Genomic DNA, 26,425 nt, shown 5'->3' on the forward strand with positions numbered 1-26,425 from the left:
TCGAGAACGCCCATGCCTTTGAACAACCAACACACCGCTTCGTACTACGCCGCCACGGCGCGCGACGCGGCACCCTACCCTAGCCTGGACGGCGAATTGACAGCCGACGTGTGCGTGGTGGGCGGCGGGCTGACCGGGGTCAATACGGCCCTGGAGCTGGCCGAGCGCGGCCTCTCGGTGGTGCTGCTGGAAGGCCGGCGCATCGGCTGGGGCGCCAGTGGTCGCAATGGCGGCCAGCTGATTCGCGGTATTGGCCATGATGTCAGCGGCTTTGCCCGGCATGTCGGCCAGGACGGTGTGCGCTACCTCAAGCAGGCCGGCATCGATTCGGTGGAGCTGGTGGCCGACCGTATCGCCCACTATGGCATTGACTGCGACCTGCGCTGGGGCTTTTGCGAGCTGGCCAACACAGCGGCGCAGTTCGCCGCCTTCAAGGATGAGCAGGACGACCTGGCCGCCCTGGGCTATCGCCATGAAACCCGCCTGGTCGGTGCTGCGCAACTGAACGAGGTCGTTGCCAGCGACCAGTACGCTGGCGGCTTGGTGGACATGGGCTCGGGCCACCTGCACCCACTTGATCTGGTCCAGGGCGAAGCCCGCGCAGCCCACAGCCTGGGGGTGCGCATCTTCGAACAAAGCCCGGTACTGCGCATCGAGCACGGCCCCAGCGTGACCCTGCACACCGCCCGTGGCAAGGTGCGCGCCAGCAGCCTGGTGCTGGGCTGCAACGCCCACCTCGACGAGCTGGAGCCGCGCCTGAGCGGCAAGGTGCTGCCGGCCGGCAGCTATGTAGTGGCCACCGAGCCCTTGCCCGAAGCTTTGGCCAGCAGCCTGATCCCGCAGAACATGGCGCTGTGCGACCAGAAGGTCGGCCTGGACTACTACCGCCTCACCGCCGACCGGCGCCTGCTGTTTGGCGGGGCCTGCCACTATTCCGGGCGTGACCCCAAGGACATTGCCGCGTACATGCGGCCCAAGGTGTTGAAGGTATTCCCGCAACTGGCCAACGTGCGCATCGACTACCAATGGGGTGGCATGATCGGCATCACCGCCAACCGTTTCCCCCAGGTCGGGCGCCTGAACCAGCACCCCAACGTCTATTACGCCCAGGGCTATTCCGGGCACGGGCTGAACGTGACGCACTGGACAGCGAAGCTGCTGGCAGAAAGCATCGCCCTTGGTCACAGCCACGGCCTGGATGTGTTCAGCGCCGTGCCGCACCTCACCTTCCCTGGCGGCAAGGCATTGCGCTCGCCGTTGCTGGCACTGGGCATGCTGTGGTACCGGTTGCGCGAAGCGCTGGGGTGAGTTCGGGGTGGATTTTGCGGCGCCCGGGAGATCGAGCGCCGCGCGGGCGGCGCTCGGTCTTCCAGGCACCAGATGATCCAAGACGAGCACTTGGGATTAAACCCACTGGCCAACTGTCACGCACCTGCTAGCGTTGTTGAGGCCGACCTCTCAAGGATGCCTCTTCATCATGAAATCACTGCATCGCATTACCCTGTTGTGCGCCGCCCTGCTTGCGGTGGCCGCTTGCTCCAGCAATCGCGTGGACCCCAAGGATTACTCCGGCTTCCTCAAGGATTACAGCCGGCTGCAGGAGGCCAAGAGCCCGTCGGGTGACCCGGTAATGCGCTGGATCGACCCCAAGGTCAACGTCAACCAGTACAGCCAGGTGTTCATCGAGCCCAGCCAGTTCTACCCCAAGCCGCAGCCGACAGCGGTGATCTCGCAGCAGACCTTGCAGGAGATCACCCGCTACTTCAATGAAGCTCTGCGCCGTGAAATGGGTAGCGTAGTGCCCTTGGCCAAGGGGCCAGGCCCCGGGGTGATCGTGGTGCGCCCTGCAATCACCGCGGTGTCTACCAGCAACGAGGGACTCAAGCCGTACGAGGTGATCCCTATCGCGCTGATTTCGGCGGGGGTGAACACCGCCATGGGTGGCCGTGATCAGGAGGTGGATGTCGGCGTGGAAGCAGCATTCCTCGATGGTGCCAGCCAGAAGGTACTGGCCCAGGTGGTACGCAAAGGTACCGGCCAGGAGCTGGAAAACGATACCCAGAAGCTGACCTTGAATGATGTCAAGCCAGTGCTCGATGGCTGGGCCAAGGACATGCGTGCGAGCTTCCTGGCGGCGAAGCAGAAAGCTCGCTGATGCGGTTTTGACCCGGTTGTTCAATGCGGTCGCTTGCAGGAGCACGCCTGCAAGCGACTGCGTTAAAACTCAGCACTCAACAAACGCAACAGCCAAACCGCCGCGCGAGGTTTCCTTGTAATTGGCATGCATATCCGCACCGGTATCACGCATGGTGCGGATGACCCTGTCGAGCGAGATGAAGTGCTCGCCATCTCCCCGCAGCGCCATCTGTACAGCGTTGATCGCTTTGACTGCAGCAATCGCATTGCGCTCGATGCACGGCACCTGCACCAGGCCGCCCACCGGGTCGCAGGTCAGCCCAAGGTTGTGCTCCAGGGCAATCTCGGCCGCATTTTCCAGTTGCGGCAGCGTAGCCCCCAGCACCTGCGCCAGGCCAGCAGCGGCCATCGAGCAGGCTGAGCCGACCTCCCCCTGGCAACCCACTTCGGCACCGGAGATCGATGCATTCTTCTTGCACAAGATGCCGACTGCCGCTGCGCCAAGCAGGAAGTCCACGACATCAGCGTCGCAGGCGTTGGGATTGAACTTCATGTAGTAGTGCAATACCGCCGGGATAATACCGGCGGCACCGTTGGTGGGCGCGGTAACCATACGCCCACCGGCGGCATTCTCTTCATTGACCGCCAGGGCGAACAGGTTGACCCATTCCATGGCGCCAAGGGTCGAGCCAATCACGTTGGGCTTGCCAAGTTCCTGCAGGCTGCGGTGCAGCCGCGCGGCGCGACGCTTGACGTGCAAGCCGCCTGGCAGGATGCCCTCATTGCGCAGACCGTTCGCCACGCACTCACGCATGGCCGCCCAGATGCGCAGTAACCCTTCCCGGACCTCGGCCTCCGGGCGCCAGGCGCATTCGTTGGCCATCATCAGTTGCGCCACGCTCAGGTCATGGCCCTTGCACAAAGCCAGCAATTGGGCGCCACTGTCGAACTCATAGGGTAGTCGCACTGCATTCGTTTCGCCTGCCGGCGCATCGATCTCGGCCTGCTCGACGATGAAACCGCCGCCCACCGAATAATACGTCTGGCACAACAGGCTACCCTGCCCGTCCATGGCCTCCAGGCTCATGGCATTGGGGTGATAAGGCAGGTTCTCGTCGAGCAGCAGCATGTCACGGCCATATTCGAAGGCCAGCGGATGGCTGCCATCGAGCATCAGGCAGTGCTCCTGCAGGGCCTGGCCTATACGCGATTCGATAGTGGCTGGGTCGATGCGGTCTGGCCACTGGCCCATCAGGCCAAGCAGGCACGCACGGTCGGTGGCATGGCCAACCCCGGTCGCCGACAGCGAGCCATACAGCCGCACCTCCACGCGCGTTACCCGCGCCAGCAGCCCCTGCTCGCGCAGGGCCTGGGCAAAGGTAGCGGCCGCCCGCATCGGGCCGACGGTGTGAGAACTGGACGGCCCGATGCCGATTTTGAAAAGGTCGAAAACACTGATAGCCATGCTAATGCCTGACCGTACCCTGATATGCATCCACAGTACGGTTGTCTGAAGAAATTGAGCGATATTGCGATTTTGCGCGATACTGACGCGCTGACTCACGGATGACCAACGAAACTTTCTAAGCAAGGCTTTAGTGGTACTAAACGATGCGACGACAACTCAATGGTCAGATGTTCGTCTGGCTGCATGTATTCGCCTGCGCAGCCCGGCACCTATCCTTCACCCGCTGCGCCGAAGAACTGCACATCACCCCGGGCGCGGTCAGCCAGCAGATGCGTCAGCTGGAAGAACGCCTGGGCTATCGGCTGTTTCTGCGTCGAGCGCGGGGCGTGGAACTGAGCGCCGAGGGGCAACGCCTCGCCCAGACTGTGGCCGAGGCCTATGGCAGCATCGAGGCCGAGCTGCTGCGGCTGGACGCAGGAGAAATTCGCGGCACGTTGCGCGTCCGTTCAATCCCCTCATTCCTGGCCAAATGGCTCACGCCTCGCTTACCGCGTTTTCAACAGCGTTACCCGGATATCGAACTGCGTCTGGTAGCCGAAGACAGCGCCCAGGCGCTGACCCCGGGTGACTTCGACCTGGCCATCGACCTGAACGATGGCAGTTACCCCGGCATGCTCTCGACGCCACTGCTGGACGAGCAGATCTTCCCGGTGTGCTCACCCATGCTGTTGCGCGGGCGCCCGCCGTTACACGGGCCCGCCGATCTGGCGCACTACCCGCTGCTGCACGACATCACTGCCTGGCGCGGTAGTTCGGAATATGCCGAGTGGGAGTTCTATCTGGAAGGCATTGGCGCCGTCGGGCTGGATGTGCGGCGTGGGCATACCTTCAACCGCAACCACCTGACCATCGAGGCCGCGATTGCCGGCATCGGCGTAGCGATCGCCCGGCGCACGCTACTCAACGACGAACTGGAGCGCGGCGCTTTGATCGTGCCGTTTGGTGTGCCAATCGCCAACCACAAGCGTTATGTGGTGCATTACCCGCCAGGTGGCTTGAACCAGCCAGGCGCGCGGGCAGTGCATGACTGGCTGGTGGAGGAAGCGCGTGTGTTCAGGGAGCTGCATCCGCTGAACAAGGAATAGCCCAACAGGTTCAATAGGCCTGTTTACCTGTGAACGCATTGAGCGTGCGCACCAGGATCACGAAGTCCAGCCACAACGACCAGTTGTTGATGTACTCGATGTCCGAGTCCACCCGCTGGATCATTTGCTCGATGTCTTTGGTCTCCCCTCTGAACCCGCGCACCTGCGCCAGGCCTGTCATGCCGGGCTTGATGTTGTGGCGGGCAAAGTAGTCGACGATATCCTGCGAATACAAGGTGTCGTGCTGCAAGGCATGTGGCCTGGGCCCGACCAGCGACATTTCCCCGGTCAGCACATTGAACAACTGCGGCAGTTCATCCAGGCTGGTACGGCGGATGAACGCGCCAATACGCGTGAGCCGTGGGTCGTTTTTCTGCGCCTGTTTGACCTCGCCATTCTCTGGCTGGTGAACGTGCATGCTGCGAAATTTCCAGATACGGAATGATTCCCCTGTCCAACCGGTGCGTTCCTGGCGGAAGAACACCGGGCCGCGGCTGTCGAGCTTGATAGCCAACGCAACCGCCAACAGCACCGGTGATGCGAACAGCAGAATCAAGGCTGCCAGCACCCGGTCCTCGAGGTTTTTCAAGAACAGACTCATGCCCGTCAGCGGCGTTTCCGACAAGGTCAGCACCGGAATGCCGGCAATTTCCCGCACGCTGTGGTTGATCAGGCGCAACGAGAAGATATCCGGTACCCAGTTGACCGCAATGCACTTGTCGAGCAACTTGAAATACACGTCATTGATGACTTCAGAGCCGCCCAATGGCGTTACCAGGTACACGGTGCGGATTGCATGTTGGGCCACCAGTTCGTCGAGGTCGGCAATGTGCCCCAACACTGGCAGGCGCTGTTTGCCCTCGGCATTCTCGCGCCCCTGCTCATCGGCCTTGTCGATCAGTACACAACCTAGCACCCGCTCGCCAAACCAGGGGTTGTTGCTGATCTTCTGGTACAGGAAATTGGCCAGGTCGCCGGCGCCAATGATCAGCGCATTGTCCAGGCGCGCATGCGCGCTAAAGCGTTTTTGCAGTTCGCGTACGGCAAAATGCAAAAACAACTGGGCGATATAGCCAATGACGAATAGCTGCCCCACCAATAGCCGCGAATAGGTTTCGCTCTGTTTGGTCAGGAAGGCCATGACCACCAGGAAGCAAAAGGTTGCCGACCAGGCTTTGAACAGGCGGAAGGCCTTGATCGAAAGCCCCACGTTGGTGCGATAAATGGCGTAATGATCATAAATCACGGCCAGTGCGCCAATCAGCAACAGCAGCATGATCACGTAATCGGAGGTGATGTAGCCGAACTGGTCGTAGATCAGGTACCAGGCGATACCGGTCACGGCAATGCCATCGAGGCCGGCCTGAATGGCGTTACTGACACTGCTTCTTCTCTGGAGTAAGGAACGACTGCTTCTGGGTTCGAAAACCATTTCAGACCTCATCAATTTGAGCGTAGCAAGTGCCTTCCATCAAACAGCAAGTCTTGAAACCAGCTTATGCAAAGCCAGTGAAGCAGGTTCGCGGGGCCCCCAAGCCATTGATCTCACTGTAGCAGCCACCCGCCGCTGGCGTGCCCGGAATCGCCGCTGCTACGCATTTTGGCCGATTCATACGGTGCGCCTGGCCGAAACCGCCGCCCGCCGGTACAACAACGTGCGCAACAGGAACAGCGGGTTACCCACCACATAACGCAGGAACAGGCGCTTGGGTTCGCGCAACAACCGGTACAGCCACTCGCCACCCAGACGCCGCAACCACTCGGGGGCCCGGCTGACCTTGCCGCCGAGAAAGTCCAGAATCGCCCCGCCGCAGACGATCAGGCAGGGCACGCCAATGGCTGCCAATTCTGCCGCTACCGCTTCCTGCTTGGGCATGCCCATGCCCAGTACGATCAGTTCGGGCTGCTGCTCGCGGGCCAGCTGCAGATAGGTTTCAACGTTGGCAAAACCATCGTGAACTGACACCGGCACAATGCCAAACTCGGCTTCACAGCGTTGTACCGCCTGGCCCAGATAAGGTTGCCGTGTGCCCCAGAAAGCGACTTTGCGCCCACGGTATGCAGCCATGAGGCGGGGAATGAAGTCGGTGCCGTTCATGTTCAGCCCAGGCTCCAGCCCCAACCGGCGATACAGGATCGCCATGCCAGAACCATCACGCAGCAGCACATCCGCGGCAGTTAGTGCCCCGCAGTAGGCGCCATCGCGCACCACCAGGTTCATCGCATGGGCATTGACGAAGCCCAGCACGGTGGCCGACTCCGGCGTGGCCAGGCGCTCGAGCAGGTGCTGCGCGGCAGCGTCGTCGACGACCACTTCCAGCTTTTCGATAACACGCTTCCAGCGATGTGGCCACTGTGCCATCAGTCGTCATCCCGTTTTGAACGCACCCATTCAACCTGGCGCTTGATCAGGAAACTCAAGTACAAGGGGACCTTTCTTGCCGCGTAGAACGGCGCGTACAACAGTACCGAGAACGGTATCAGCTCACGGCAGAAACGCGCCCAGGCCAACACCACGGCCAAGCCCAGCATGGCCAAGGCGGCAAGTGCCAGCCACGCCGGTGCCGCCAGGCCGAACAGCAGGTACGCCAGCCAGGCCAGCAGGTTAAGCCCGAGCAAGGACAACACCAGCAACGCCAGGGGGGGCACCAGCAAGTCCAGGGTCATGGCCGCCAGGCTGCCGTTGCGCTGAGTAATGGCAGCCAGCGCCCGTTTGGGCGCGTCGGCCAGCATCAAACCCAGATGGCCGTGCTCCCAGCGCGTGCGCTGGCTGTTGAGGCCTTGCTGGCTGAGCGGAAACTGGCTGGTAACCAATGCCTCGGGGCAGAACACAGGGGGCTTGCCCTGCTGGCAAAGGTCCAGGCCAAGCTTCACATCCTCGACCAGGTGACCATTGGCCAGGTTGATCAGGCTCAGGTCATGCCAACCAAACGCCATGCCTGCACCCATCAGCTGGCATGGCAGGCCCAGGCGCGACCAGCCGCGTGGCCGCACCAGGTTCTTGACGCGCCAGGCGAACTCGGCCACCTGCACCTTCAACCCAGCACCTGCCGAGGCACGCATCAGGTACAGCGACTGTACTGGGCGGGCAACTTCGCGGCAGCGGCGCGCCAGGCAGTCGATTGCCCCTTCGCCCACCTGGCAGTCGGCATCCACCACGATGACGACTTCGGGTGGCCGCTGAGCCAGGTGACGCACGCCAAAGTCCAAGGCGTAGCCTTTGCCGCGCAACCGCGTATCGTAGCGCTCGACCACTTGCGCACCAGCCTCTCGCGCGAGCTGGGCAGTGTCGTCCGAGCAGTTGTCCGCCACCACCAGCAAGCGGTCACCGTCCAGCAGTTGCGGGACAATACTGGCCAACGTCGCGCGAATGATCGAAGCCTCATCGTGGGCAGGCACCAACACCGCTACCGACGGGCGCCCGCCAGTGCCCTGGGGCTTAGACCGCGCCGGCAGGCAGGCCAGCAACACCTGCAGCAACAGCACCAACACCGGCACCAGGACGATGATCGCCAGCAGGCCCAGTAACCAACCCAATACACTTATCATGCGTATGCCTTGAAATAGCCGGCCAGCCTGGCCGCCTCGGTGTCGATGTCATGCCGCTGCAAGACTCGCTGGTAGGCCGCTTCGCCCATGTGCTGCAGCACTTCGGCCGGTTGCGCCAGGCAGTCGGCCATGGCTGCCGCCAGCTCGTCCACGGCACCGGCAGGGAATAACCAGCCGTTCTCGCCAGGGCGTACCAGCTCAGGGATACCCGCCACATAGGTAGTCAGCACGGGTCGGCGCAAGGCCATGGCTTCCATGATGACCACGGGCAAGCCCTCGGCGAAGCTGGGTAGCACCAGCGCACGGGCGGCAAGGATTTCTTCGCGCACCTGCGCGCTGCTGATCCAGCCGGTGATGCGCACCTGCGCCTGCAGGCCGTGTCGGGCAATCAACGCCCCGATCTCCTCGCGCATTTCCCCGTCACCTGCCAGCACCAGCTCGAAGTCGATTGATTGGGCCGCGAGGCGGTGCGCCGCCTCAAGCAGCAACAACTGGCCTTTCTGTTCGCAAAGGCGCCCGACACACACCAGGCGTGGTGCGCAAGGCACGTTAACCGGCGCCACATCATGGAAACCACGTTCCAGGCCGCAATGCACCACCTTCACCTTGCCCCAATGCTCGTGGGCCACCCACCGGTACAGTTGGCTGCGCCCGTACGAGCTTACCGCCGCGACAAAGGCGGCACGCCGCACCTTCTCACCCATGTGCAGGAACTGTGGTTTATCGAACTCTTCCGGCCCATGCACGGTGAAGCTGTAAGCCGGCCCGCCCAGGACGTTGGCCAGCATCACCACTTCAGTAGAGTTGGTACCGAAATGTGCATGCACGTGTGTCGCCTCCCCTGCCTGCAACCACTGCAGCACCTGGCAGGCCTCGGCCAGGTAGACCAGATGGTAGGGCCAGGCACGATCGGCCCGTAAACCAAGGCGCATGGCCAGCCACAGCGCCTGGAAAAACCGCCGCGGCTGCGCACGCAGCACTTGCCACGTAGGCCCCAGCAGCCCCTTCAGCCCGCCTTGCAGTACGTAGCGGGTCTTGTCCCGTTCGGTTGCATCCTCGGCATCCTGCACCTGGGCGTCCCACCCGCGCAGCGCTATACGCTGCACATCCATCCCCTGGCGCTCCAGCGCCAGAATTTCGCGACGTATGAAACTGTGGCTGACCTTCGGGTACTGATTGATGAAGTAAGCAATGCGCATACGAATCCAGATCCAAACCCGCTTGATGACGTACCTTCCCTGGCAACCTTCACTTCAGGCTGTCGACCACGGGAGGTCTGTCCACTGCCGATGCACTCACAGCAAATGCATCCCCCTGTTTTCCTTGTAGTCCAAGGTTGTGATTGCTGCTTGGCAATGCTGCCTGCAAGCGGGTAAAAACATCGTCGAGCAACGCCTCGCGGCGGCGGTACATCGCCCGTTTCTTCGCCGGGATGTCGGCTTGCGCCCGTTGCGCCGGGGCCAGCGGCAGGGTGAAAAAGTCCTCACGGTCAGACGCGGTGGCGCCGTGCTCCTGCCAGATCACGTCATAGTTGGCTGCAAGGTCCTGGCCCTTGTCGTTGCCAAAATACGGGTGTCGATGGTGCCGACAGGTATCGTTGACGGCATACAGCCGCGTCACACCCAAGCTCCTGGCCAGGCATTTCAATGCTTCGAGCAGCAGGCTGCGTGGGCGCAGCCCTTCGAAGTCCTTGGTCAGGTCGCGGTAGATGGCCAGCGAAGTTTCACTGTCGATGCCTTTATGGATGCCCTGCACCGCACCGATGAACAGGCTTGGTTCACCTTGGCCATGGCCCAGGGTAAAGGCCAGGGATGCCACGCGCAGGTCGCCTTGGAACAGGTTCAACACCAGCTCGCCTTCGCGCTTGAACCAGATCGGCCGGTCCAGCACCAGGCTGCAGCCCGGCGAATGGCTGGACAGGTCACACAGCCGCAGGCTTTCGTCGCGCCCCAGCAGTAACAACGCCGGAAACTGCCCAGTCACCAGTTCGAAGTGCGTAGCCACCACATCCAAACGCTGTGGGGCCTCCCAACATTGGCTGATGTAAGGCCATTGAACGACACCAATGCAATCCACACCCAGCCGATGCAAACCATCCGGGCCCAGCGCCGAGGTCATGCGCCGCATGAACCCGTTCAGCTCAGGCCACTGCCTGGCGATCTGCCGCGTCAACTTGTACTTGTTGTGCAACGCCCGCAACGAGTAACCCGGTTGCAAGGTGAACACGCTTTTCACGAGGGTGCCGAGCATCATGGGTTTCTCTCACTTGTACTCGATCAAAGCCGATTTACCAGCCGCCAGGCGGTGGCGCAGGAACTTCAGCTGGCCGAGCATTTCCGGGAACTTGCCCAACACCAGAAACACCGCCTGCAGCCAGTTCTCGCGCGCCGACTTGCCACCACGGCGGGCCAGGCGCAGCGCCTGCAGTGGGTAGATCAACAGCAACAGCAGGCCCCAGCCGCCTGACACCAGGCAGGCCAGTACGATCAACACGGGTATGCCCAGCCCCCATATCCAGGCCCGGCGCGACTCGCGCAGCCAGTGCCGTTCGGGTGGCTGGCCATGCAAGTAGGCACCCTCGGCATAGGCATGCCCAGCGCGCAGGCTACGCCGCCACCATTGGCTGAAGCGGGTCATGCCGGCGTCGTGCAGGGTCATTTCGGCGGCCAGGCGCCAGACTTTCCAGCCGTTGGCCCGCAAACGCACGCACAGCTCTGGCTCTTCTCCCGCGATCAGGTCAGGGCGAAAGCCCTCAACCGCAGCAAAGGCATCTGCGCGCATCAGCGCATCGCCGCCACAGGCCTTGGCCTCACCGACAGGGGTGTCCCATTCAAGGTCACACAGCAGGTTGTACACCGAGCGCTGAGGGAAGCGCTCTCGCCGGCGACCACACACCACCGCCACTGCAGGGTGCTGCTCAAGAAATGCCTGCGCGGTGGCCAACCAACTGGCATCCACCTCGCAGTCGCCATCGACGAACTGCACCAGTTGCATCTGTGGCAACAGCTGCTGCAAGGCGGCGAAGCCTTCGTTGCGAGCACGTGCCGCAGTGAACGGGGTACTCATGTCCAGCGCCAGCACCTCCACCCCCAGGTTGGCGGCCAACTGCAGCGAACCGTCGGTGGAACCCGAGTCGACATACATGACCTTGTCCGCCCCCTGGGCCAACGAACGCAGGCAGCGCTCCAGGCGCTGGCCTTCATTGCGGCCGATCACTACCACACCGATCACAGTCGCCATGGGCCTCACTCGACTGGCGCTGCAGCAGCCGGTTGCCGAGCCTTGATGATGGCCGGTACCCCCACCGCCAAAGAATTGTCAGGCACATCCACCAGCACGACAGCATTGGCGCCGATGATCACGTTGTTGCCAATGCGAATGCTGCCGAGCACTTTGGCACCGGTGCCAATATCGACGTTGTTGCCGAATATCGGGGCAATCGGCTCCTCGACATTCTTCAGGCCCACCACCACGCCGTTGCGGATGCGGCAGTCGTCGCCAAAGCGGGCATAGCCACTGACGACAATGCCGCCAAAATGGTCGATGACGAAGTTGCGCCCGATCACCACTTCGCAAGGCAGTTCGATACCGGTGATGATCTGGACGAATTTGAACAGTACTTTGTAGATCAATGAGCACAGTTTGCGCAGCAGTGCCGGGCGCACGGTATAGCGCCAGCGGCCAAAGCGGTACACCAGCAATACCCAGAAACCCTGGGCGCCCCAATCCCCGCCATGGGCCCGCAGGTCGGCCCGAATATTCTCGAACATGGCTCCACCTACCTTGTCGGTTGGCTGGCGTACCGGGTCTTGTACAACAGTGACCAGGTTGCCCGGCAATGACGCCAGCAGGCCTGTATCGCGCCCCAGCCGCGTCGCTTCAACAGCGCCTTGAGTGCCAGCACCAGGTCGCCCAGGGTGACCAACAGCATGTGCAGGGCAAGCCCCGCCACCCCGTGATGCTTGCGAAAGTACAGCAACTCGCTTTCGATCTGGTAGGACGAGATCTGCCGGCTGGCCGCTTCCAGTTCCGCCACCGACTTGGAGCTTTCGCCACCGATGTGCACCACCGTGGTATGCGGGTAGAACACCACCTTCCAGCCAGCCTCCTTCACCCGTTTGCAGTGGTCCACCTCTTCGTAATAAAGGAAGTAGCGTGGGTCGAACAAACCCACCGTGTCGAGCACTTCGCGGCGTACCAGGTAGAAGCAGCCAGGCAGCCAGTCACACTCGCGCACCGAAGCATGGTCCCAGTTCATTTCGTCGACCATCTTCAAGCCAGGGAAGAAGCGGCCCAGCCCGGTACGCCCGACAAACACATTGAGCGGCGTGGGGAAGTAACGGCAACTGGGCTGCAAATCACCATCGCGCCCCTCCAGACGCACCCCCAACACGCCGCATTCCGGGTGAGCATCCATGTAGTCGAGGGTTTTTTGCAGGGAGTCGGCGGCAACGAAGGCATCGGTATTGAGCAGCAAGGCGTACTTGCCCTTGAGGTGCGCCAGCAGCTGGTTGTTGGCCCGGCCAAAACCCACGTTTTGCTTGTTGCTCAGCAGCAGTGCCTCGGGGCACACCTGGGCCATGCGCTGCACCGAGTCATCGCGCGAGGCATTGTCCACCACCAGGTAACTGGCCAGCCGTTCACTATCGGCCCGGCGCAGCGCATCGAACATCGGCTGCAGCAGCCCGGCAGTATTGAAGTTGACCACCATGACGTCCACGGGTTTGCTACCCATTCTTGCTGTCCCCGAAGAAATACTGGCGCCTCTGCGCCATCAACAACGGTTCAACTTCCGGGTCGTAGGCTCCCTTGCGCTGCTTCACCAGGTCGATCCACGGGTAGGATTCGCAACGTGCCTCGACCCGTTGAATCAACTGCTCGGTCGTGCAGATAAACACGGCCGGGTTACCACCATAGACGGTGCCTGGCGGCACATCCTTGGTCACCACCGCCCCTGCGGCTACGATGGACTCTGGCCCGATGGTCACGCGGGGCATCACGATCGCACCATGGCCGATGAAGCAGTTGTCCTTGATATCGATGAAGCCAACCGAATCGAGGTGCTTGCCGAAGCGGTGCTCGATCAGCAATACCACCCCGTCATGACCGATCAACGTGCAGTCGGACAACCCCACGCTGTTACCGATGCGTACCAGCGAAGGGTCAAGAAACTTGCAGCCTGTGTTGACGAAGAAGTTGCTGCCGACCGAGTGAAAATTACCCCACTTGGCGAGGTAGGCGCCCCACTCAAGCCCGGAAGGGTTGCAGAACCTCCTGTAGAACCTGCCCCCTCGCCCCGTTGCATGGGCATAGTGCGCCACTGCCTTGCGTATCCATCCCTTCATACTGCCTGGCCTCGCGATTCGAACAATCTGGAGTGTCCTGAGGCGTTCCGGTCTCGTTCTTCTAGGTGCTGACCGCAGCGCACTCAACCCATGTACAACCTGCATCACGCAGCGGCGCCGCTGGCCGCTCTCATCTTGCTATCGAGGTGGTCGGCCAGCCGCACTGCAAATTGCAACAGCGGCATGGTCGGGTTGGAAGCGCCGCCCTTGGCGAAGATGCTGCTGCCGGCGACATACAGGTTTTCGGTGCCGAACACTTTGCAATTGGCATCGACAACACCGAACTGCGGCGAAGCGGCCATGCGCGTGGTGCCCATGTGGTGGGCATGGGGCGCCATTTTCAGCGGAATCGAGGTGTCATAAACGAAGTCGTTCAGCTTGACGAAGCCCAGGTCCATGTCGGCGAACTGCTTGGCCAGTTCGCTGCCAATGCACTTGATGGTATGCCGGTCATCGGCGCTGAGCGCCCAGTTGACATTGACCTTGGCTACGCCCAGTGCGTCCTTTTCCTCCAGCAGCGAGATGCGGCTGTGCAGGTTGGGGAACTGCTCGATCATCGTGCTGATCACGCCGTCACCAGGGCAGCTGAACTTGGCGACGAAGGCGACCTTGCTGGCAACCCCCATGTCGCAGGCCAGGTTCTCCAGAAAGTGCTTGACCTCGGCAGTACGGCCATAGGTTTGCACATCCGCCAGCAAAGCGGCGGTGACATTGCCTTTACCGGCCTTGTACTCGTCGACGAAGGCATCGGTGGTGTAGTACTGGCGGGGCTCCGGGTCCTGCCCGGACTTGAGGATGAAGGTGCCCAGGTCGATGTTCAGGTGTTCCATGAAACACCCGCCGGCCAGCCCTTCCTTGTTCACCACACCGGCCGCCACCAGCGTCTCGCTGTTAAGCAACTGCCGGGCATTCTCGATGGCCCCCGTGGCCAGAATGAAGTTTCTGGCCACCAGGCGCTGACGATTGCGTTCATAGTCGGACAACACCACCGCCGCCAGGTGGCCGGAAGCTTTGTCGAACTCAAGGTCCACGCAGTTGCAGTTGATGAACACGTCCAGGCCTTTGGTCTGCTCCAGTGCCGTGGCGTACTTTTGCGCAAAGCGTGTCGGCGTGCTGAGCAGAAACCGATCTGCCTCGAAGTCACCACCCGTCAGGCCGGTGTTCATGGCGCGAAAATCCGAGCCGGCAGGCAGGTCGACGATATCCATGGCTGCCGGCAGGTAACCTTCGATCTCCGAATAAGGAATAGGCCAACCCGGTAAATCACCCGGAGGGGCGATGGTAAAGTCCGAAGGGGTGAACGGCCGACAGCGCCCTGCCCAGTGGTTGGACGTGCCTCCCAGATAGCGCAGGCGAGTTTCCTCGGGATACAGCTCCAGGCCCGTGGATGCGCAGGCGTACAGGCTTTGCGAATGCGGCGCATATTCGCGCCCACCGCCTTCGGCGAGCATCACGTTCCAGCCAGCGGCGGCCAGGCGTAAGCCCAGGGTAATGCCCGCCGGCCCGGCACCGATGATGCAGAAATCGTAGTTGTCGCGCAGCGCCTTCTGCTGCTGATAGTCCTTGATCATGCTGGCTCGTTCCGGAAATAACGGGACGGCAATACCCAACCGTTGATGACCACGAACCCAGGCTTTTCGAGCGGCTTGCCAGCAACGGCCGCCGAGGCGCCAAACACCGCGCCACCCACACCGAGCAAGACACAACTTTGGAGAAAGCCTCTACGGCCCAATTGCGCAGTACAAAAAGTGAGCTTCCCCATGATCCCGTGACCTGTACCCATGAAAGTTACACCCAGCGCGCCGCTTTACAGCCAGTCGAAAAAGGCCGTCAGCAACGCCCCGCAGAGCGCCCCGACCAGCAACATCGGCAGCACCACCAGCTCACGTTTGAGGCTGAACATATCCAGTTTGCAGTTCACATACACAACCAGCACCAGCGTTGGCACGGCATGCAGGGCAACCCCCCAGATCGCCCACTCCACACCACCAATCGCCAGCAACAGCGGTAGCAGCCCCCACAGCGAAACCAGGCGAATGATGTTGTCCATGGCCTGATACTTGGTCAGGCCCAAGGCAATCCACACCTGATGAGCCAATGTATAGCGCATAACGATGAACGACAGCGAAAGAATTGCCAGCATCGGGCCAGCTTCACGGTAGCGATCATCGTACATCCAGCCGATCAGTAGCGGGCTGGCGGTCAGAAAACCACCGCAAATAAACAGCACCAGCAGGTCGACCAGCAGGCGGAAGCGGTGATACAGCGCTTTCAGGCGTTCCTTGTCGTCGGCCCGGGCCGCTTCACTGAACGCCGGCAGCGCCACGGCGCCCACTATTTTCATCAGCGCTGTCTGCACCGCGCCAAGGATCAGCACCGCAATCGAATACACCCCCAGTTGCGCCGCCGACATGCTGGCGCCAAACCAGATGCGGTCACCGTACATGGCCAGCACGCCGACCATCGACGACAACAGGATCCAGCGGCCAAACACGATCAGTTCGGTCAGCGCCGTGCGGTCCCAGCGCAGGTGGTTGTTCGGCCCCTCCAGGGCGGTATGGCCCAGCACGGTCCAGGCCACCGCCGACACCAGGCCCGAGACCACCAGTGCCCAGATCGAGTGGGTCAGCAAGCCCAGCACCAGCATCACCACCAGGCCGGCTACTTGCGAGGCCAGGTCGACCAGCACCACGCGCTTTTGTTGGAAAGTTCGTACAGCCACATCTATCTTGGTGGACTGGAACCCCCAGATGGCCGCCGACAGCCCGGTTATCGCCAGTACCATCGGCAGCACCGGGGCGGCATAGGTAGAGTCCGCTGGCCACAGCTCGGCCAGTTGAGCCAACCAGGCGCCCAGTGCCAGCAGCAGGGTCAGGGCGAACAGCAGGAAACCGCGAATGATCTGCACGGTCCAGGCGGTGTTGAGAAAATCCGGGTCGTCACCGCGGTGACTCTGGATGATGTTCTGCCGCAGGCCGACATCGGAAAGCAGATGCAGAAGTACCGAAACGGTGGTGGCAATGACCATCACCCCGAACATTTCCGGCAGCAGCAAGCGGGCCATGATCAGATTGCCGCCCAGGCGCATCACCTGAGAAGCCACCTGCGAGACCAGGTTCCACGACCCGGCGTTCAGGGCCCGCTTGCGCAGGCTCGCAGTGGCTGACGCATCAATCGACGGCATGACTTCATTCTCTGACTGATTGGCTAAAAGTCACTATAGTTTCAATTAGCCACGATGCTAGCCGTTGCCCACCGAAGGAAAGGTGTACATAGCCGATGCCTGAACATTTTCGTGCGTTGATCGTCATCCTGTTTTTGGCGAGCGTGGTCTTCCTGCTGGCGCGGCGGCCTGCCACCGACCTGATTCCGCTTGGCGACTACAAGCGCCGGCGCAATCTGTGGTTCCTGCTGACCGTGCTGGCCTTTGCCTCTCACAGCTTCTGGCTGTACCTGGGGGCGGGCGCGGTCATTTTGCTGCTTGCCGGGCGCCGCGAGCACAACCCCATGGCGCTGTTCTACATGCTGCTGTTCCTGATCCCGCCAGCGTCGGTGCAGGTGCCGGGGTTTGGCGTGGTCAATTACCTGGTCGACCTCAACCACATCCGCCTGCTGACCCTGTGTGTGCTATTGCCGGCCGCGCTGCAACTACGCCGCCAACCTGACACGCTGCGCTTTGGCCGCACCTGGGCCGACAAGCTGCTGGCGGCCGGCCTGGTGCTGATGAGCGTGCTGTATTTGCGCGAAACCACGCCCACCGACACCCTGCGCCAGGCGCTGTACCTGTATGTCGATGTGTTCCTGCCGTACTACGTGGCCAGCCGTGGCCTGCGCCAGATCAGCGACTTCAAGGACACCTTGCTGGCCTTCGTGCTCACCGCCTTCGTCATGGCGCTGATTGCCGTGGCTGAATATGTGCGCCACTGGCTGCTGTACAGCGCCCTGGTCGACGCCATGGGCGTGCCATGGAGCATGTCCGGTTACCTGAGCCGCGGCGGCGCGCTGCGGGCCAGCGTCACCACCGGCCAGGCGATTGCCCTGGGTTATGTGATGAGCGTGGCGATTGGGTTGTTCTTGTTCGTCCAGGGTTATGTGCAGCGCCCGCTGCACAGGGCCATGGGCGCCCTGCTACTGGCCGCCGGGCTGTTCGCGCCGTTATCGCGTGGCCCGTGGATCGGCGTAGTGGTCATCGTGGTGGTGTTCATTGCCTTGGGCAAAGGCGCCGTCAAGCGTCTGGCGCTGCTAGGCGCGGCCGGCATGCTGGCGTTGCCGCTGCTGACCGTCGTGCCTGGCGGTGACAAGGTGCTGGACCTGCTGCCGTACATCGGCAACATCGAAAAAGAGAACATCACCTACCGCGAGCGACTGATGGACAACTCCTGGATCGTCATCCAGCGCAACCCGCTGTTCGGCTCGTTCGACTTCCGCAACACCCCGGAAATGCAGTCGATGATCCAGGGCGAAGGCATCATCGACATCGTCAACACCTACATCAACCTGGCACTGAGGGTCGGGCTGGTCGGGCTCGGCCTGTTCGTGGCGTTCTTTGCCGTGGTGCTGAGGGGCATCCGCAGAGCCATGCTCAGCTTCCCCGACAAGGATGACGAGCGAAGACAGCTCGGCCGGGTGTTGCTGGCGACGCTGATCGGCATTCTGGTGATCATCTTCACCGTCAGCAGCATCACCTTCATCCCGGTGGTGTACTGGTCAGTCGCCGGGCTGGGCGTGGCCTACATCCAGATGGTGCGCCGGCTGCACAACAGCCAGGCCATGGAACTGGCCGAACCCGGCCTACTACCCAGGTAATTTCATGAACGTGCTTACCTTGCGTCATTTCGTGCGCCTTTCGGCCCTTGCCGGCCTGGCCCTGTTACCGTTGGCCGGCTGGGGCTCAGACTGGCAGGTCAGTGTCGATGAGCAGAATGGCCTGCCTACCGTGACACGCGGTGGCGGCCCGGTGATGAAGGCCAAGTTCGATTTCTGGGCCGCCAACTGGAGCTGGACTGGCTTTTATACCGACTTCAAGGTCAATGGCCCCTACCACTACACGCTGAAGGGCAAGAACAAGGAACTGGACTTCGACCTGCAGGCAGATATCCGCAAGGAACAGGCGCAAACCCTGAGCTGGGCCTTCGACCTCGACGCCCACAGCCAGCAGCGCGGTGTAATGGGAGGCGGCATGGTGTTCCAGTTCGACCCGGCGCAAATCGCCGGCGACATGGGCGCCCCGCAGCTGCTGCCCGACAACCGCGGCTGGACGTGGGGCAAGGCCGACCAGGGCCGGCGCATCGAGATGCGCTTCGACCCGCCACTGGCCAAGGTCTACTTCGAGCGCGGCAACCCGTCCGAGCTGCGTGCATTCCTCTACAAGGACCCGATCGCCGCCGGCCGCCAACAGCTCAAGGCCGTGCTCAACGTGACCGGCGACATCGACCTGGGCCCCACCCCCAACGAGCGCTTCGGGCTGGCCGACCCTGCCAGCTGGCCCGATGACCAACTGGATTGGCGCACCTCACCGGTGGACCTGGCATTCCTCAACGCCGCAGAAAAGCCCGCCGGCAAGCGCGGCTTCGTCAAGGCGGTCGGTGACCAGTTGATGTTCGCCGACAACACCCCGGTGCGCTTCTGGGGCACCAACTTGTCTGCCTACTCGCTGTTCAAAAGCCCGGACGAAGAAATCCGCCAACAGGCCAAGCGCCTGTCGGCCCTGGGTTTCAACCTGGTGCGCCTGCATCACCACGACTCGCCCTGGGTCAGCCCCAACGTGTTCGGCGACGGCACCCTGGTGCGCGATACCCAGCAGCTCAGCGCCGAATCGTTACGCAAACTAGACCTGTGGATCAAAGCGCTCAAGGACGAAGGCATCTACATCTGGTTGGACATGCATGTGCAGCGTGCATTTACCGCCAACGACAACATTGAAGACTTCAAGGAGTTGCCCGAGAAGGAAGGTCGCGTTGACCTGAAGGGTTACGCCTACGTGAACGACAGTATCCAGAAAGCGATGAAGCGCTTTGCCGAGCAGTACATGACCCATGTGAACGAGTACACTGGGCTGGCGTACAAGGACGACCCGGCCATCGCCGCCGTGCTGATCACCAACGAGAACGACCTCACCCAGCACTACGGCAACGCCCTGTTGCCAGACAAGGATGTACCACGCCACAGCGAACGCTACATGTCGGCCGCCAAGGCCTTCGCCAGGCAACATGACCTGCCCGCCGACCTCACCTGGCGTGCCTGGGAGCATGGCCCGTCCAAGCTGTTTCTCAATGACCTGGAGCAGCGCTTCAATGCCGACATGATCGCCCACTTGCGCGGCCTCGGTGTAAAAGTACCGATCGCGACCACCAGCACCTGGGGCGGCAACGGTTTGAGCGCGTTGCCGGCGCTTACCGCAGGGGATGTCATCGATGCCCATAGCTACGGTGCCAATGGCCAGCTGGAGAAGAACCCACTGACCAGCGACGGCATGATCGACTGGATAGGCGCCGCCCAAGTGGTCGGCAAACCACTTACTGTCACCGAGTGGAACGCTGAACCCTTCCCGCTGCCCGACCGTCACTCACTGCCGCTATACGTGGCCGGTACCGCCAGCCATCAGGGCTGGGACGCGATGATGCAATACGCCTACAGCCAACAGGGGTTCAACCCCGGCTGGCGCACCGCGGACAACTGGCACGCCTACAACGACCCGGCGATGATCGCCACGCTACCCGCCGCCGCCCTGCTCTACCGCCGTGCGGACGTCAAGCCAGCCACCACTCGCTACGTGTTCGCACCAACACCTGCCACCCTCTACGATCAGGAAATCACTCCACGCAATTCAGTGCTGTTGCGCACGGCCATGGAAAAGGGCCAGTTGCAGATCGCGCTGCCACAAACACCGGAACTGCCTTGGCTGAAGCCTGCGGCTATCCCGGCAGGCGCACAGGTACTGCAGGACCCAGGGCAATCGCTGCTGCCCGCCGATGCCACCGAGTCGGTAACCGACACTGGCGAGCTCAAACGCAACTGGCAACAAGGCCTCTACACCATCGACACGCCGTTGACCCAGGCCGCCACCGGCTGGCTGGGCGGCCGCTCGATCAGCCTGGGGGCCATTGAGGTTAATTCGAAAACACCTTATGCCAGCGTCGTGGTGCAGAGCCTGGACGGTAAACCCTTGGGCCAGTCGCGTGAGCTGCTGCTTTCTCTGGGCACCCGTGCCATGCCCAAGGCCGATGACAAGACACCCTTCAATGTCGAACCCCTTGAAGGCAGCCTGACCCTCAAAGCGCCCGCTGGCCTGAAACTGTTCGCCCGCGATGCGCAGGCACAACTGAAGCCACTGCCGGCGGCGTACAAGGATGGGCAATACACCCTTACCTTCGACGGTCACTACATGTCCAACTGGCTGTTCTTGAAATAGAGCATATGGCCATCTACGCTCAGGTCATCTGTCGCTGATCATCCCACCTGCACGTTTCAGGGAGGGTTCGCTGCGTCTGTAAACAGCAGTTTCCAGGAGGTAGGGATGAAATTTCTGGTGGTGGGTGGCGCGGGTTACATTGGCTCGCACATGGTCAAGCACCTGCTTGCTGTGGGCCACGAAGTGGTGGTGGCAGACCTGGTCTGGCCTGGCCCGGGCATCCAGTGGGCCAAGCTCGACATTGCCGACGAGGCCGCACTGGATGTGCTGTTTGGCGTCTGTCGCTTCGATGCGGTGTTCCATTTTGCCTCGTTCATTCAAGTGGGCGAGTCGGTCAGCGCGCCCGGCAAGTACTACCAGAACAACGTCGCAGCCACCCTTGCCCTGCTGCAGGCCATGGTGAATGCCGGCATCAAGCACCTGGTGTTTTCTTCGAGTGCCGCCGTTTATGGCAACCCACAGTACGTGCCGATCGATGAAGCGCACACCAAGGGGCCGATCAACCCATATGGGCTGAGTAAATGGATGGTCGAGCAGATTCTTGAGGACTTCGACCGTGCCTATGGCTTGAAGTCGGTTTGCCTGCGCTATTTCAATGCCGCAGGCGCTGACCCCGAAGGGCAACTGGGGGAACGTCACGACCCGGAAACCCACCTGATTCCATTGATCCTGCAGGCGGCATCTGGCCGGCGGGAGGCGGTGACCGTGTTTGGCCGCGACTACGATACGCCGGATGGCACCTGCATACGTGACTACGTGCATGTTGCAGACCTGGCGGCGGCCCATGCGTTGGCAGTGGACTATTTGCTGGCAGGTGGCGAGCGTACCGCGTTCAACCTGGGCAACGGCTTGGGCTTTTCGGTGCAGCAGGTGATCGATACGGCGCGGACGGTGACCGGGCGGCAGATCAATGCCCTCGATGCGCCGCGCCGCGCTGGCGACCCGCCACGGCTGGTGGCTGATGCGAGCAAGGCGATACAGGTATTGGGCTGGCGGCCAGAGTTTGCCTCGCTGGAGCAGATTGTGCGGCATGCCTGGCAGTGGGAGTTGCAGTATCCCTGGACTGTGCAGCAGGGCTGAGGATCTTGGGGGCGCTTTGCGCCCCATCGCGACACAAGGCCGCTCCCACAGGTGCAGCGCAAATGGTCGATTTTTGCGCTGCACCTGTGGGAGCGGCCTTGTGTCGCGATGGGCTGCAAAGCAGCCCGACAATCAGTAATAGGTCCGCGGTTGCTCGTCCGCCTTGTTCAACACCGTCCCAATCAGGTTCACCGTGGCCAGGTGATGCAGGCAATCCTCGATTTCCTTTTTGTTGTTCATCCCGTTGGCCACCACCAGCAACACACAATCGAACTTGGGTATCACGGTGATCGCATCGTCCGAGCTGAGCAGTGGTGGCAAATCGAAAATGCAAATACGCGACTCGTAGCGGTTGCGCAAATCGCTGATCAGGTTGTTCACCTTGGGCGACGACAGCATCTCGGTGGACAGCGGGACTGGCACCCGCGTTGGCAGCACCACAAAGCGCGGCAAGGTCGGGTTGACCAGGCATTCCTGCAACTCGGCCTTGTCCGTCAGGAACTCGTTCAACGCCTGCTCCATGGGCAGGCCCAGGGTGCTGCCAACCTTGGGCCGGCGCAGGTCGAAGTCCACCAGCAACGCCGTCTTGGTGGTGTGGTGGGCAATACTCATGGCCAGGTTGATCGCCAGCACCGTCTTGCCCGCTTCAGGCGTTGGCGAGGTGATCGCCAGCGTGCGCCAGCCGTTTTCCTCCATGGCCCTGAGCACCTGCGTGCGCAGCAGGTCGATCGGCCCGTTCATGTTGGAGTTCTTGTTGTACGCCACGATGCGGTGGCGCTCCAGGTGGTCCGCACGCAGGGGCACCACCTTGGTATTCACGTAGTCGAACTGCCCCGGCACTTCTGCCAGCGCCGTACCGGGGGCGGGAGACAGTGCCTGGGGTGTGCCTGGGGTAACCTGATGAAGATTATTGCCAACAGCCGGCTTGGTCCTGTCCATCACTGCTTTCCCTATACAAACCGAGACATGACTTTGAACAACAGCACATCCAGTGGCATGTAGAACATGTGCACCAACACTACCATGATAGCCGCCAACGCCAGTGCCGCCAGGATCAGCCGGTTGCGCCAGCGCTTGCGCCTGGCCACGTCGGCCCTGGTATCGATATAGGGCACCGCAACCAAAACCCGTTTACCCAGCAGGTTTTCCAGGGCGCCAACACCGCGCACGCGCTGATTGAGCATTTCCATCAGCATCACCAGCGCACCGCCGCCAGCAGGTGCCAGCACCAGGCCAAGCGCCGCGATTTTCTTGCGGTTTGGCTTGATCGGCTTCTCAGGCAGCAGAGGGGGCTCCAGTAGCACGAAGCGTTCGGCCTTGTTTTCCTGCTCGAGGCTTTCGGTAATCTTCGCGCCCATTTCCTTGGCGCGGATTTCTTCATACTTTTTACGTGCGTTGTCGTGGTCACGCATCAAGGTCACCAACCCGCGCTCGACCTGCGGTGCTTCGAGGATCTCGGCTTCATAGCCTTCCATCTTCTTGGTCAGCTCACGCTTCTGCTCGGACAGTGAGGCAATCCGCTCCTGGGCAGCGCTCATCTTGGCGCGCACACGGGCCACGTCGAGGCTGACCGTGGACGCTGCCGCCGTACGATCGCCACTGGCTTCGAGCGCCTGGATCTTGCGTTTGATCGCCACCACATCCGGGTGGGCGTCCTTGTAGCGGGTCAGCAGCCGGGCATACTCGGCCTTCAGGCTTGGCAGGTCCTGGGGTTGGTCGGCAGAGGCTGGCCTGGTGCCCTCAGTCGTTTTGGTCGCCAGGCCGGCATTGGCCGCGGACAGTTCCAGCTCCAGGTAGCGCAGCTCTTCCTGGGCAGCCTTGTAGTCACGGTCGACTTCGCGGAACTCCAGCTCCGAACGCGACAGCATGTTCATGCGCAGGGTCTGGTGCTCGGGCAACGCATTGGCATGAGCCTGCTTGAAATCGGCCAGCTGGTTTTCCAGGCTGGCCAGTTCGGCGCCCAGTTTGTTGGCTTCCTGGGTAAGAAACTCGGTGGTTTCGTTGGCCCGCTCGGTGCGCTGCTTGAGGTTTTCGTTGAGGAACAGCGTCACCAACTCGTCGGCGACTTCCTTGGCCACTTGCGCTTGCTTGTGCTCGAACGACACATTGAACGCCACGGTCGCTTCACCACGGCCACGGACAAAGGTGGTGAGGGTTTCGACCACGATGGCGTTGCGCATCTGGTCGATCTTGTCGCTTTCACTGAGGCGTTTGTCGGCGAACAGGTCGTACTTGCCGATGATGCGCAGCAGGTTTTCACGGGTCATCACCCGCTGGCGGATCACCTCGATGCGCTCATCGGCAAAGCTGGTGTTGTTGGTCGACACCAGCTCGGGCGAAATCTGCTGCGACTCCACCAGAATGGTGCCGGTCGATTGGTAGATCGGCGGCACCATCAAGGCGACGGCGACGGTCGCGACAAGAATGACTGCGGCACTCACCCCTAGCACCAGGGCTCTGTCCTTGATAATGGCGATGTAATCTCTGAGGGAGAGCTCGTAGTCAGACTTCATGGGGCCACCTGCCTGCGGTTCAGATGTCGGGGTACCTGTACGTCAACGTCAAACCAACGATCGTTGCGGTCGCATCCGGTACATGGTCCTGTTGCCGTTCCTTGTACATCAGTGACAGGCGCAGGTCCCAGTAAGGCGAAAACTGGCGGCTGGCCCATACGCTGTAAGTCTGCAGCGTGTTGGGCGACTGCCCTTTGCTGTCTTGCCAGGCCGCGTCGGCGCCCACCCGAGTCAGTTCGGCCACCGCGTAGCTCCATACACCACGTACCTGGTCCAGCTCGGCGAAACCGCCTTCGGCGCTGGCCACCGTGCTGCGTTCGGCGGTAAAGCTGGCATCGGCACGCGGGCCGGTGTACAGCAACGCAACCCCACCCTCCCCACGCCGGCCGCCGTCGTCACCAGACACCTGGTTGACGCCAATGTGGGCATCGGCGCTCAAACCTTCGGCAAGCTGGTACTTGACGCCGACTGCAGGGGTGTAGCTGTTGGAGGCGGTCGCGGTAAGGTCCTGCTCAGGCTCATAGCGTCGTGCGCCAAAGCGGGTGTACACATCGGCCCGCTCGCTCCAGGCGTAAGTCCAGGTAAATACGTTCGCCAGCTCCTCGTAGCCCGTCAGCGTACTGATGTCATAACGGGCACGGTTGTAAGTGGTTTCGTTGCTCAAGGTGCTGCGTTCAGTTACCGCCTGGCTCCAGTTGCCCGTCAGGGTGTAGAGCTTTTGCGTACCGTCGGTGGTGATCACCCCGGTGTCCAGCACTGTCCCCGACAGCGTCGAGCTTTCGTTGTAGCGCGCCACCAGGCCGAACCGCCCACGCTCGGTGGTGCGCTGCCAGCCCAGGCTGATATCGGGATCTTCACGGTCATCGACTATATCCGTGTCGGACGAGCGCAACACATGCATGCCCAGCCCCAACCTCAATTCGTCACGGTCGAACGTACCGATCAGGGTGTAATCAGGCGCAATGATCGTGCGCGTTATGCCCTTCTCCCCCGAGGTCAGCAACAAAGGGTTGCTGTCATATTCGACGGATGTCGGTACCGCCACCGTAGACTGCCAATTTGCCGCCAGGACCGCGTCCGTAAACGGCAAGGCCAAGATTGCCGTTGCAATGCTAGTTGTTCTAAGAAGAGGCATTAAATGTTCTTATTAAAAGGCAAGATCAAGGAACGACCAGCGTATCGCCAGCCTGAAGTTGGATGTTGGTGGACATGTCCCGCCCAGACACCAGGTCCTTATATCGCACGGGCAGGATCTTTTGGGAAGCGCCTGCGCCACGGACCACCTTGATTTCGCTTTCGTCAGCAAACTTGTCCAGGCCACCCGACATGCTCAAAGCTTGAAGCACCGCCGTAGGGCCTGCCATTTGCACCGGCCCAGGCTTGATCACTTTGCCTTGTACGTAGACCATGTTGCCGGCGATGCTCTTGACGACAACGCTGACGTTAGGGTCGGGAAGGAACTTTTCGAGTTTGGCAGCCACCTGTTTTTCGACTGCCGTCACATCCAGGCCGGCGACATTGATGCGCCCGGCCAGGGGGAAGGTGATACTGCCATCGGGAAGAACGGTGGCTTCTTGACGCAGGCTGTCTTCCTGCCACACCGAAACCATCACCACATCGCCGGGGCTGAGCAGATAGGCAGCACTGCTCTGGTCGGCGTTACCGGCGCCAGACCACACCGTCAGCAGGCAGAACGCGGCAAACATTGAACGCACCATGAGGGTCCCTCCGGCCAAATGGCCCGACAAAGAGCACTGAATGAGAACAACACACCAACTCTCGCTCCGCTTCGCGACGTACCGCTGCCGCGATGGCCTCGACCTTCCTGGAGGCCCTTA

The 26,425-nt window shown here is 61.6% G+C and carries 22 protein-coding genes; 6 read left to right on the forward strand and 16 right to left on the reverse strand.

Annotation, left to right across the window (positions count from 1 at the left end; all coding sequences use genetic code 11):
• Positions 1 to 12 precede the first annotated feature (12 nt).
• On the forward strand, positions 13 to 1,308 hold the full coding sequence (locus tag ACNQP3_RS14280) for an NAD(P)/FAD-dependent oxidoreductase (protein ID WP_012272346.1): 1,296 nt from the start codon (positions 13 to 15) through the stop codon (positions 1,306 to 1,308).
• Positions 1,309 to 1,477: 169 nt separating this feature from the next.
• Entirely contained in the window at positions 1,478 to 2,155 is a 678-nt protein-coding gene (locus ACNQP3_RS14285) for a DUF3313 domain-containing protein (protein WP_264317264.1), read from the forward strand.
• 69 nt (positions 2,156 to 2,224) lie between these two features.
• Here the strand turns inward: ACNQP3_RS14285 and ACNQP3_RS14290 are convergent, their stop codons facing one another.
• Positions 2,225 to 3,601: an L-serine ammonia-lyase gene (locus ACNQP3_RS14290; protein WP_264317265.1), complete on the reverse strand. Its 1,377-nt coding sequence runs from the start codon at positions 3,599 to 3,601 to the stop codon at positions 2,225 to 2,227.
• 146 nt (positions 3,602 to 3,747) lie between these two features.
• Between ACNQP3_RS14290 and ACNQP3_RS14295 the strand changes: the two genes are divergently transcribed.
• Positions 3,748 to 4,689 (forward strand): LysR substrate-binding domain-containing protein, encoded by a 942-nt coding sequence (locus ACNQP3_RS14295; RefSeq protein ID WP_012272349.1) that lies wholly within the window; start codon positions 3,748 to 3,750, stop codon positions 4,687 to 4,689.
• Between the two features lie 10 nt (positions 4,690 to 4,699).
• Here the strand turns inward: ACNQP3_RS14295 and ACNQP3_RS14300 are convergent, their stop codons facing one another.
• The 11 genes from ACNQP3_RS14300 to ACNQP3_RS14350 form a co-directional block, all read right to left on the reverse strand.
• Positions 4,700 to 6,121 (reverse strand): undecaprenyl-phosphate glucose phosphotransferase, encoded by a 1,422-nt coding sequence (locus ACNQP3_RS14300; RefSeq protein ID WP_060494290.1) that lies wholly within the window; start codon positions 6,119 to 6,121, stop codon positions 4,700 to 4,702.
• 177 nt (positions 6,122 to 6,298) lie between these two features.
• A complete protein-coding gene (locus ACNQP3_RS14305) occupies positions 6,299 to 7,051 on the reverse strand; it encodes a WecB/TagA/CpsF family glycosyltransferase (protein ID WP_060494289.1) in 753 nt (250 codons plus the stop codon).
• Positions 7,051 to 8,238 carry a glycosyltransferase family 2 protein gene (locus ACNQP3_RS14310; protein ID WP_264317266.1) on the reverse strand — a complete coding sequence of 396 codons (1,188 nt, stop codon included), beginning with the start codon at positions 8,236 to 8,238 and terminating at the stop codon, positions 7,051 to 7,053. The genes ACNQP3_RS14305 and ACNQP3_RS14310 overlap by 1 nt, the downstream gene beginning before the upstream one ends.
• A complete protein-coding gene (locus ACNQP3_RS14315) occupies positions 8,235 to 9,437 on the reverse strand; it encodes a glycosyltransferase (protein WP_264317267.1) in 1,203 nt (400 codons plus the stop codon). The genes ACNQP3_RS14310 and ACNQP3_RS14315 overlap by 4 nt, the downstream gene beginning before the upstream one ends.
• Before the next feature lie 49 nt (positions 9,438 to 9,486).
• Positions 9,487 to 10,491, reverse strand: coding sequence for a VirK/YbjX family protein (locus ACNQP3_RS14320; RefSeq protein WP_264317268.1), 1,005 nt, complete (start codon positions 10,489 to 10,491; stop codon positions 9,487 to 9,489).
• 9 nt (positions 10,492 to 10,500) lie between these two features.
• A complete protein-coding gene (locus ACNQP3_RS14325) occupies positions 10,501 to 11,478 on the reverse strand; it encodes a glycosyltransferase family 2 protein (RefSeq protein ID WP_012272355.1) in 978 nt (325 codons plus the stop codon).
• A gap of 5 nt (positions 11,479 to 11,483) precedes the next feature.
• Positions 11,484 to 12,008 carry a serine O-acetyltransferase gene (locus ACNQP3_RS14330; RefSeq protein WP_012272356.1) on the reverse strand — a complete coding sequence of 175 codons (525 nt, stop codon included), beginning with the start codon at positions 12,006 to 12,008 and terminating at the stop codon, positions 11,484 to 11,486.
• A gap of 8 nt (positions 12,009 to 12,016) precedes the next feature.
• The gene (locus ACNQP3_RS14335; protein WP_012272357.1) at positions 12,017 to 12,973 is read right to left on the reverse strand and encodes a glycosyltransferase family 2 protein; all 957 of its coding nucleotides are present in this window, start codon (positions 12,971 to 12,973) and stop codon (positions 12,017 to 12,019) included.
• Positions 12,966 to 13,583: an acyltransferase gene (locus ACNQP3_RS14340; RefSeq protein WP_012272358.1), complete on the reverse strand. Its 618-nt coding sequence runs from the start codon at positions 13,581 to 13,583 to the stop codon at positions 12,966 to 12,968. The genes ACNQP3_RS14335 and ACNQP3_RS14340 overlap by 8 nt, the downstream gene beginning before the upstream one ends.
• Before the next feature lie 104 nt (positions 13,584 to 13,687).
• Positions 13,688 to 15,154 carry a GMC oxidoreductase gene (locus ACNQP3_RS14345; protein ID WP_012272359.1) on the reverse strand — a complete coding sequence of 489 codons (1,467 nt, stop codon included), beginning with the start codon at positions 15,152 to 15,154 and terminating at the stop codon, positions 13,688 to 13,690.
• Between the two features lie 236 nt (positions 15,155 to 15,390).
• Complete coding sequence (locus ACNQP3_RS14350; RefSeq protein ID WP_012272360.1) at positions 15,391 to 16,767, reverse strand: oligosaccharide flippase family protein; 1,377 nt, start codon at positions 16,765 to 16,767, stop codon at positions 15,391 to 15,393.
• A 95-nt stretch (positions 16,768 to 16,862) separates the two neighbouring features.
• Between ACNQP3_RS14350 and ACNQP3_RS14355 the strand changes: the two genes are divergently transcribed.
• The 3 genes from ACNQP3_RS14355 (at position 16,863) to galE (ending at position 22,074) form a co-directional block, all read left to right on the forward strand.
• Positions 16,863 to 18,389, forward strand: a complete 1,527-nt coding sequence (locus ACNQP3_RS14355; protein ID WP_012272361.1) for an O-antigen ligase family protein — start codon at positions 16,863 to 16,865, stop codon at positions 18,387 to 18,389.
• Positions 18,390 to 18,393: 4 nt separating this feature from the next.
• Positions 18,394 to 20,994: a cellulase family glycosylhydrolase gene (locus ACNQP3_RS14360; RefSeq protein ID WP_264317269.1), complete on the forward strand. Its 2,601-nt coding sequence runs from the start codon at positions 18,394 to 18,396 to the stop codon at positions 20,992 to 20,994.
• Between the two features lie 105 nt (positions 20,995 to 21,099).
• A complete protein-coding gene (gene galE, locus ACNQP3_RS14365; protein WP_012272363.1) occupies positions 21,100 to 22,074 on the forward strand; it encodes a UDP-glucose 4-epimerase GalE in 975 nt (324 codons plus the stop codon).
• 132 nt (positions 22,075 to 22,206) lie between these two features.
• Here the strand turns inward: galE and ACNQP3_RS14370 are convergent, their stop codons facing one another.
• Genes ACNQP3_RS14370 through ACNQP3_RS14385 form a run of 4 tightly spaced genes read right to left on the reverse strand, consistent with a single transcriptional unit; the run spans position 22,207 to position 26,305 of the window.
• Positions 22,207 to 23,013, reverse strand: coding sequence for a CpsD/CapB family tyrosine-protein kinase (locus ACNQP3_RS14370; RefSeq protein WP_012272364.1), 807 nt, complete (start codon positions 23,011 to 23,013; stop codon positions 22,207 to 22,209).
• 11 nt (positions 23,014 to 23,024) lie between these two features.
• A complete protein-coding gene (locus ACNQP3_RS14375) occupies positions 23,025 to 24,587 on the reverse strand; it encodes a GumC family protein (protein ID WP_012272365.1) in 1,563 nt (520 codons plus the stop codon).
• Positions 24,588 to 24,606: 19 nt separating this feature from the next.
• Positions 24,607 to 25,722: a hypothetical protein gene (locus ACNQP3_RS14380; RefSeq protein WP_012272366.1), complete on the reverse strand. Its 1,116-nt coding sequence runs from the start codon at positions 25,720 to 25,722 to the stop codon at positions 24,607 to 24,609.
• Positions 25,723 to 25,747: 25 nt separating this feature from the next.
• Positions 25,748 to 26,305, reverse strand: a complete 558-nt coding sequence (locus ACNQP3_RS14385) for a polysaccharide biosynthesis/export family protein (protein WP_012272367.1) — start codon at positions 26,303 to 26,305, stop codon at positions 25,748 to 25,750.
• Between the last annotated feature and the right edge of the window lie 120 nt (positions 26,306 to 26,425).

This window comes from Pseudomonas sp. LFS074, assembly GCF_047978165.1.
Lineage (GTDB): Bacteria > Pseudomonadota > Gammaproteobacteria > Pseudomonadales > Pseudomonadaceae > Aquipseudomonas > Aquipseudomonas putida_P.

Coding starts and splice junctions, on each gene's coding strand:
- ACNQP3_RS14280 (WP_012272346.1), top strand. CDS start 13: ATGCCTTTGAACAACCAACACACCGCTTCGTACTACGCCGCCACGGCG.
- ACNQP3_RS14285 (WP_264317264.1), top strand. CDS start 1,478: ATGAAATCACTGCATCGCATTACCCTGTTGTGCGCCGCCCTGCTTGCG.
- ACNQP3_RS14290 (WP_264317265.1), bottom strand. CDS start 3,601: ATGGCTATCAGTGTTTTCGACCTTTTCAAAATCGGCATCGGGCCGTCC.
- ACNQP3_RS14295 (WP_012272349.1), top strand. CDS start 3,748: ATGCGACGACAACTCAATGGTCAGATGTTCGTCTGGCTGCATGTATTC.
- ACNQP3_RS14300 (WP_060494290.1), bottom strand. CDS start 6,121: ATGGTTTTCGAACCCAGAAGCAGTCGTTCCTTACTCCAGAGAAGAAGC.
- ACNQP3_RS14305 (WP_060494289.1), bottom strand. CDS start 7,051: ATGGCACAGTGGCCACATCGCTGGAAGCGTGTTATCGAAAAGCTGGAA.
- ACNQP3_RS14310 (WP_264317266.1), bottom strand. CDS start 8,238: ATGATAAGTGTATTGGGTTGGTTACTGGGCCTGCTGGCGATCATCGTC.
- ACNQP3_RS14315 (WP_264317267.1), bottom strand. CDS start 9,437: ATGCGCATTGCTTACTTCATCAATCAGTACCCGAAGGTCAGCCACAGT.
- ACNQP3_RS14320 (WP_264317268.1), bottom strand. CDS start 10,491: ATGATGCTCGGCACCCTCGTGAAAAGCGTGTTCACCTTGCAACCGGGT.
- ACNQP3_RS14325 (WP_012272355.1), bottom strand. CDS start 11,478: ATGGCGACTGTGATCGGTGTGGTAGTGATCGGCCGCAATGAAGGCCAG.
- ACNQP3_RS14330 (WP_012272356.1), bottom strand. CDS start 12,008: ATGTTCGAGAATATTCGGGCCGACCTGCGGGCCCATGGCGGGGATTGG.
- ACNQP3_RS14335 (WP_012272357.1), bottom strand. CDS start 12,973: ATGGGTAGCAAACCCGTGGACGTCATGGTGGTCAACTTCAATACTGCC.
- ACNQP3_RS14340 (WP_012272358.1), bottom strand. CDS start 13,583: ATGAAGGGATGGATACGCAAGGCAGTGGCGCACTATGCCCATGCAACG.
- ACNQP3_RS14345 (WP_012272359.1), bottom strand. CDS start 15,154: ATGATCAAGGACTATCAGCAGCAGAAGGCGCTGCGCGACAACTACGAT.
- ACNQP3_RS14350 (WP_012272360.1), bottom strand. CDS start 16,767: ATGCCGTCGATTGATGCGTCAGCCACTGCGAGCCTGCGCAAGCGGGCC.
- ACNQP3_RS14355 (WP_012272361.1), top strand. CDS start 16,863: ATGCCTGAACATTTTCGTGCGTTGATCGTCATCCTGTTTTTGGCGAGC.
- ACNQP3_RS14360 (WP_264317269.1), top strand. CDS start 18,394: ATGAACGTGCTTACCTTGCGTCATTTCGTGCGCCTTTCGGCCCTTGCC.
- galE (WP_012272363.1), top strand. CDS start 21,100: ATGAAATTTCTGGTGGTGGGTGGCGCGGGTTACATTGGCTCGCACATG.
- ACNQP3_RS14370 (WP_012272364.1), bottom strand. CDS start 23,013: ATGGACAGGACCAAGCCGGCTGTTGGCAATAATCTTCATCAGGTTACC.
- ACNQP3_RS14375 (WP_012272365.1), bottom strand. CDS start 24,587: ATGAAGTCTGACTACGAGCTCTCCCTCAGAGATTACATCGCCATTATC.
- ACNQP3_RS14380 (WP_012272366.1), bottom strand. CDS start 25,722: ATGCCTCTTCTTAGAACAACTAGCATTGCAACGGCAATCTTGGCCTTG.
- ACNQP3_RS14385 (WP_012272367.1), bottom strand. CDS start 26,305: ATGGTGCGTTCAATGTTTGCCGCGTTCTGCCTGCTGACGGTGTGGTCT.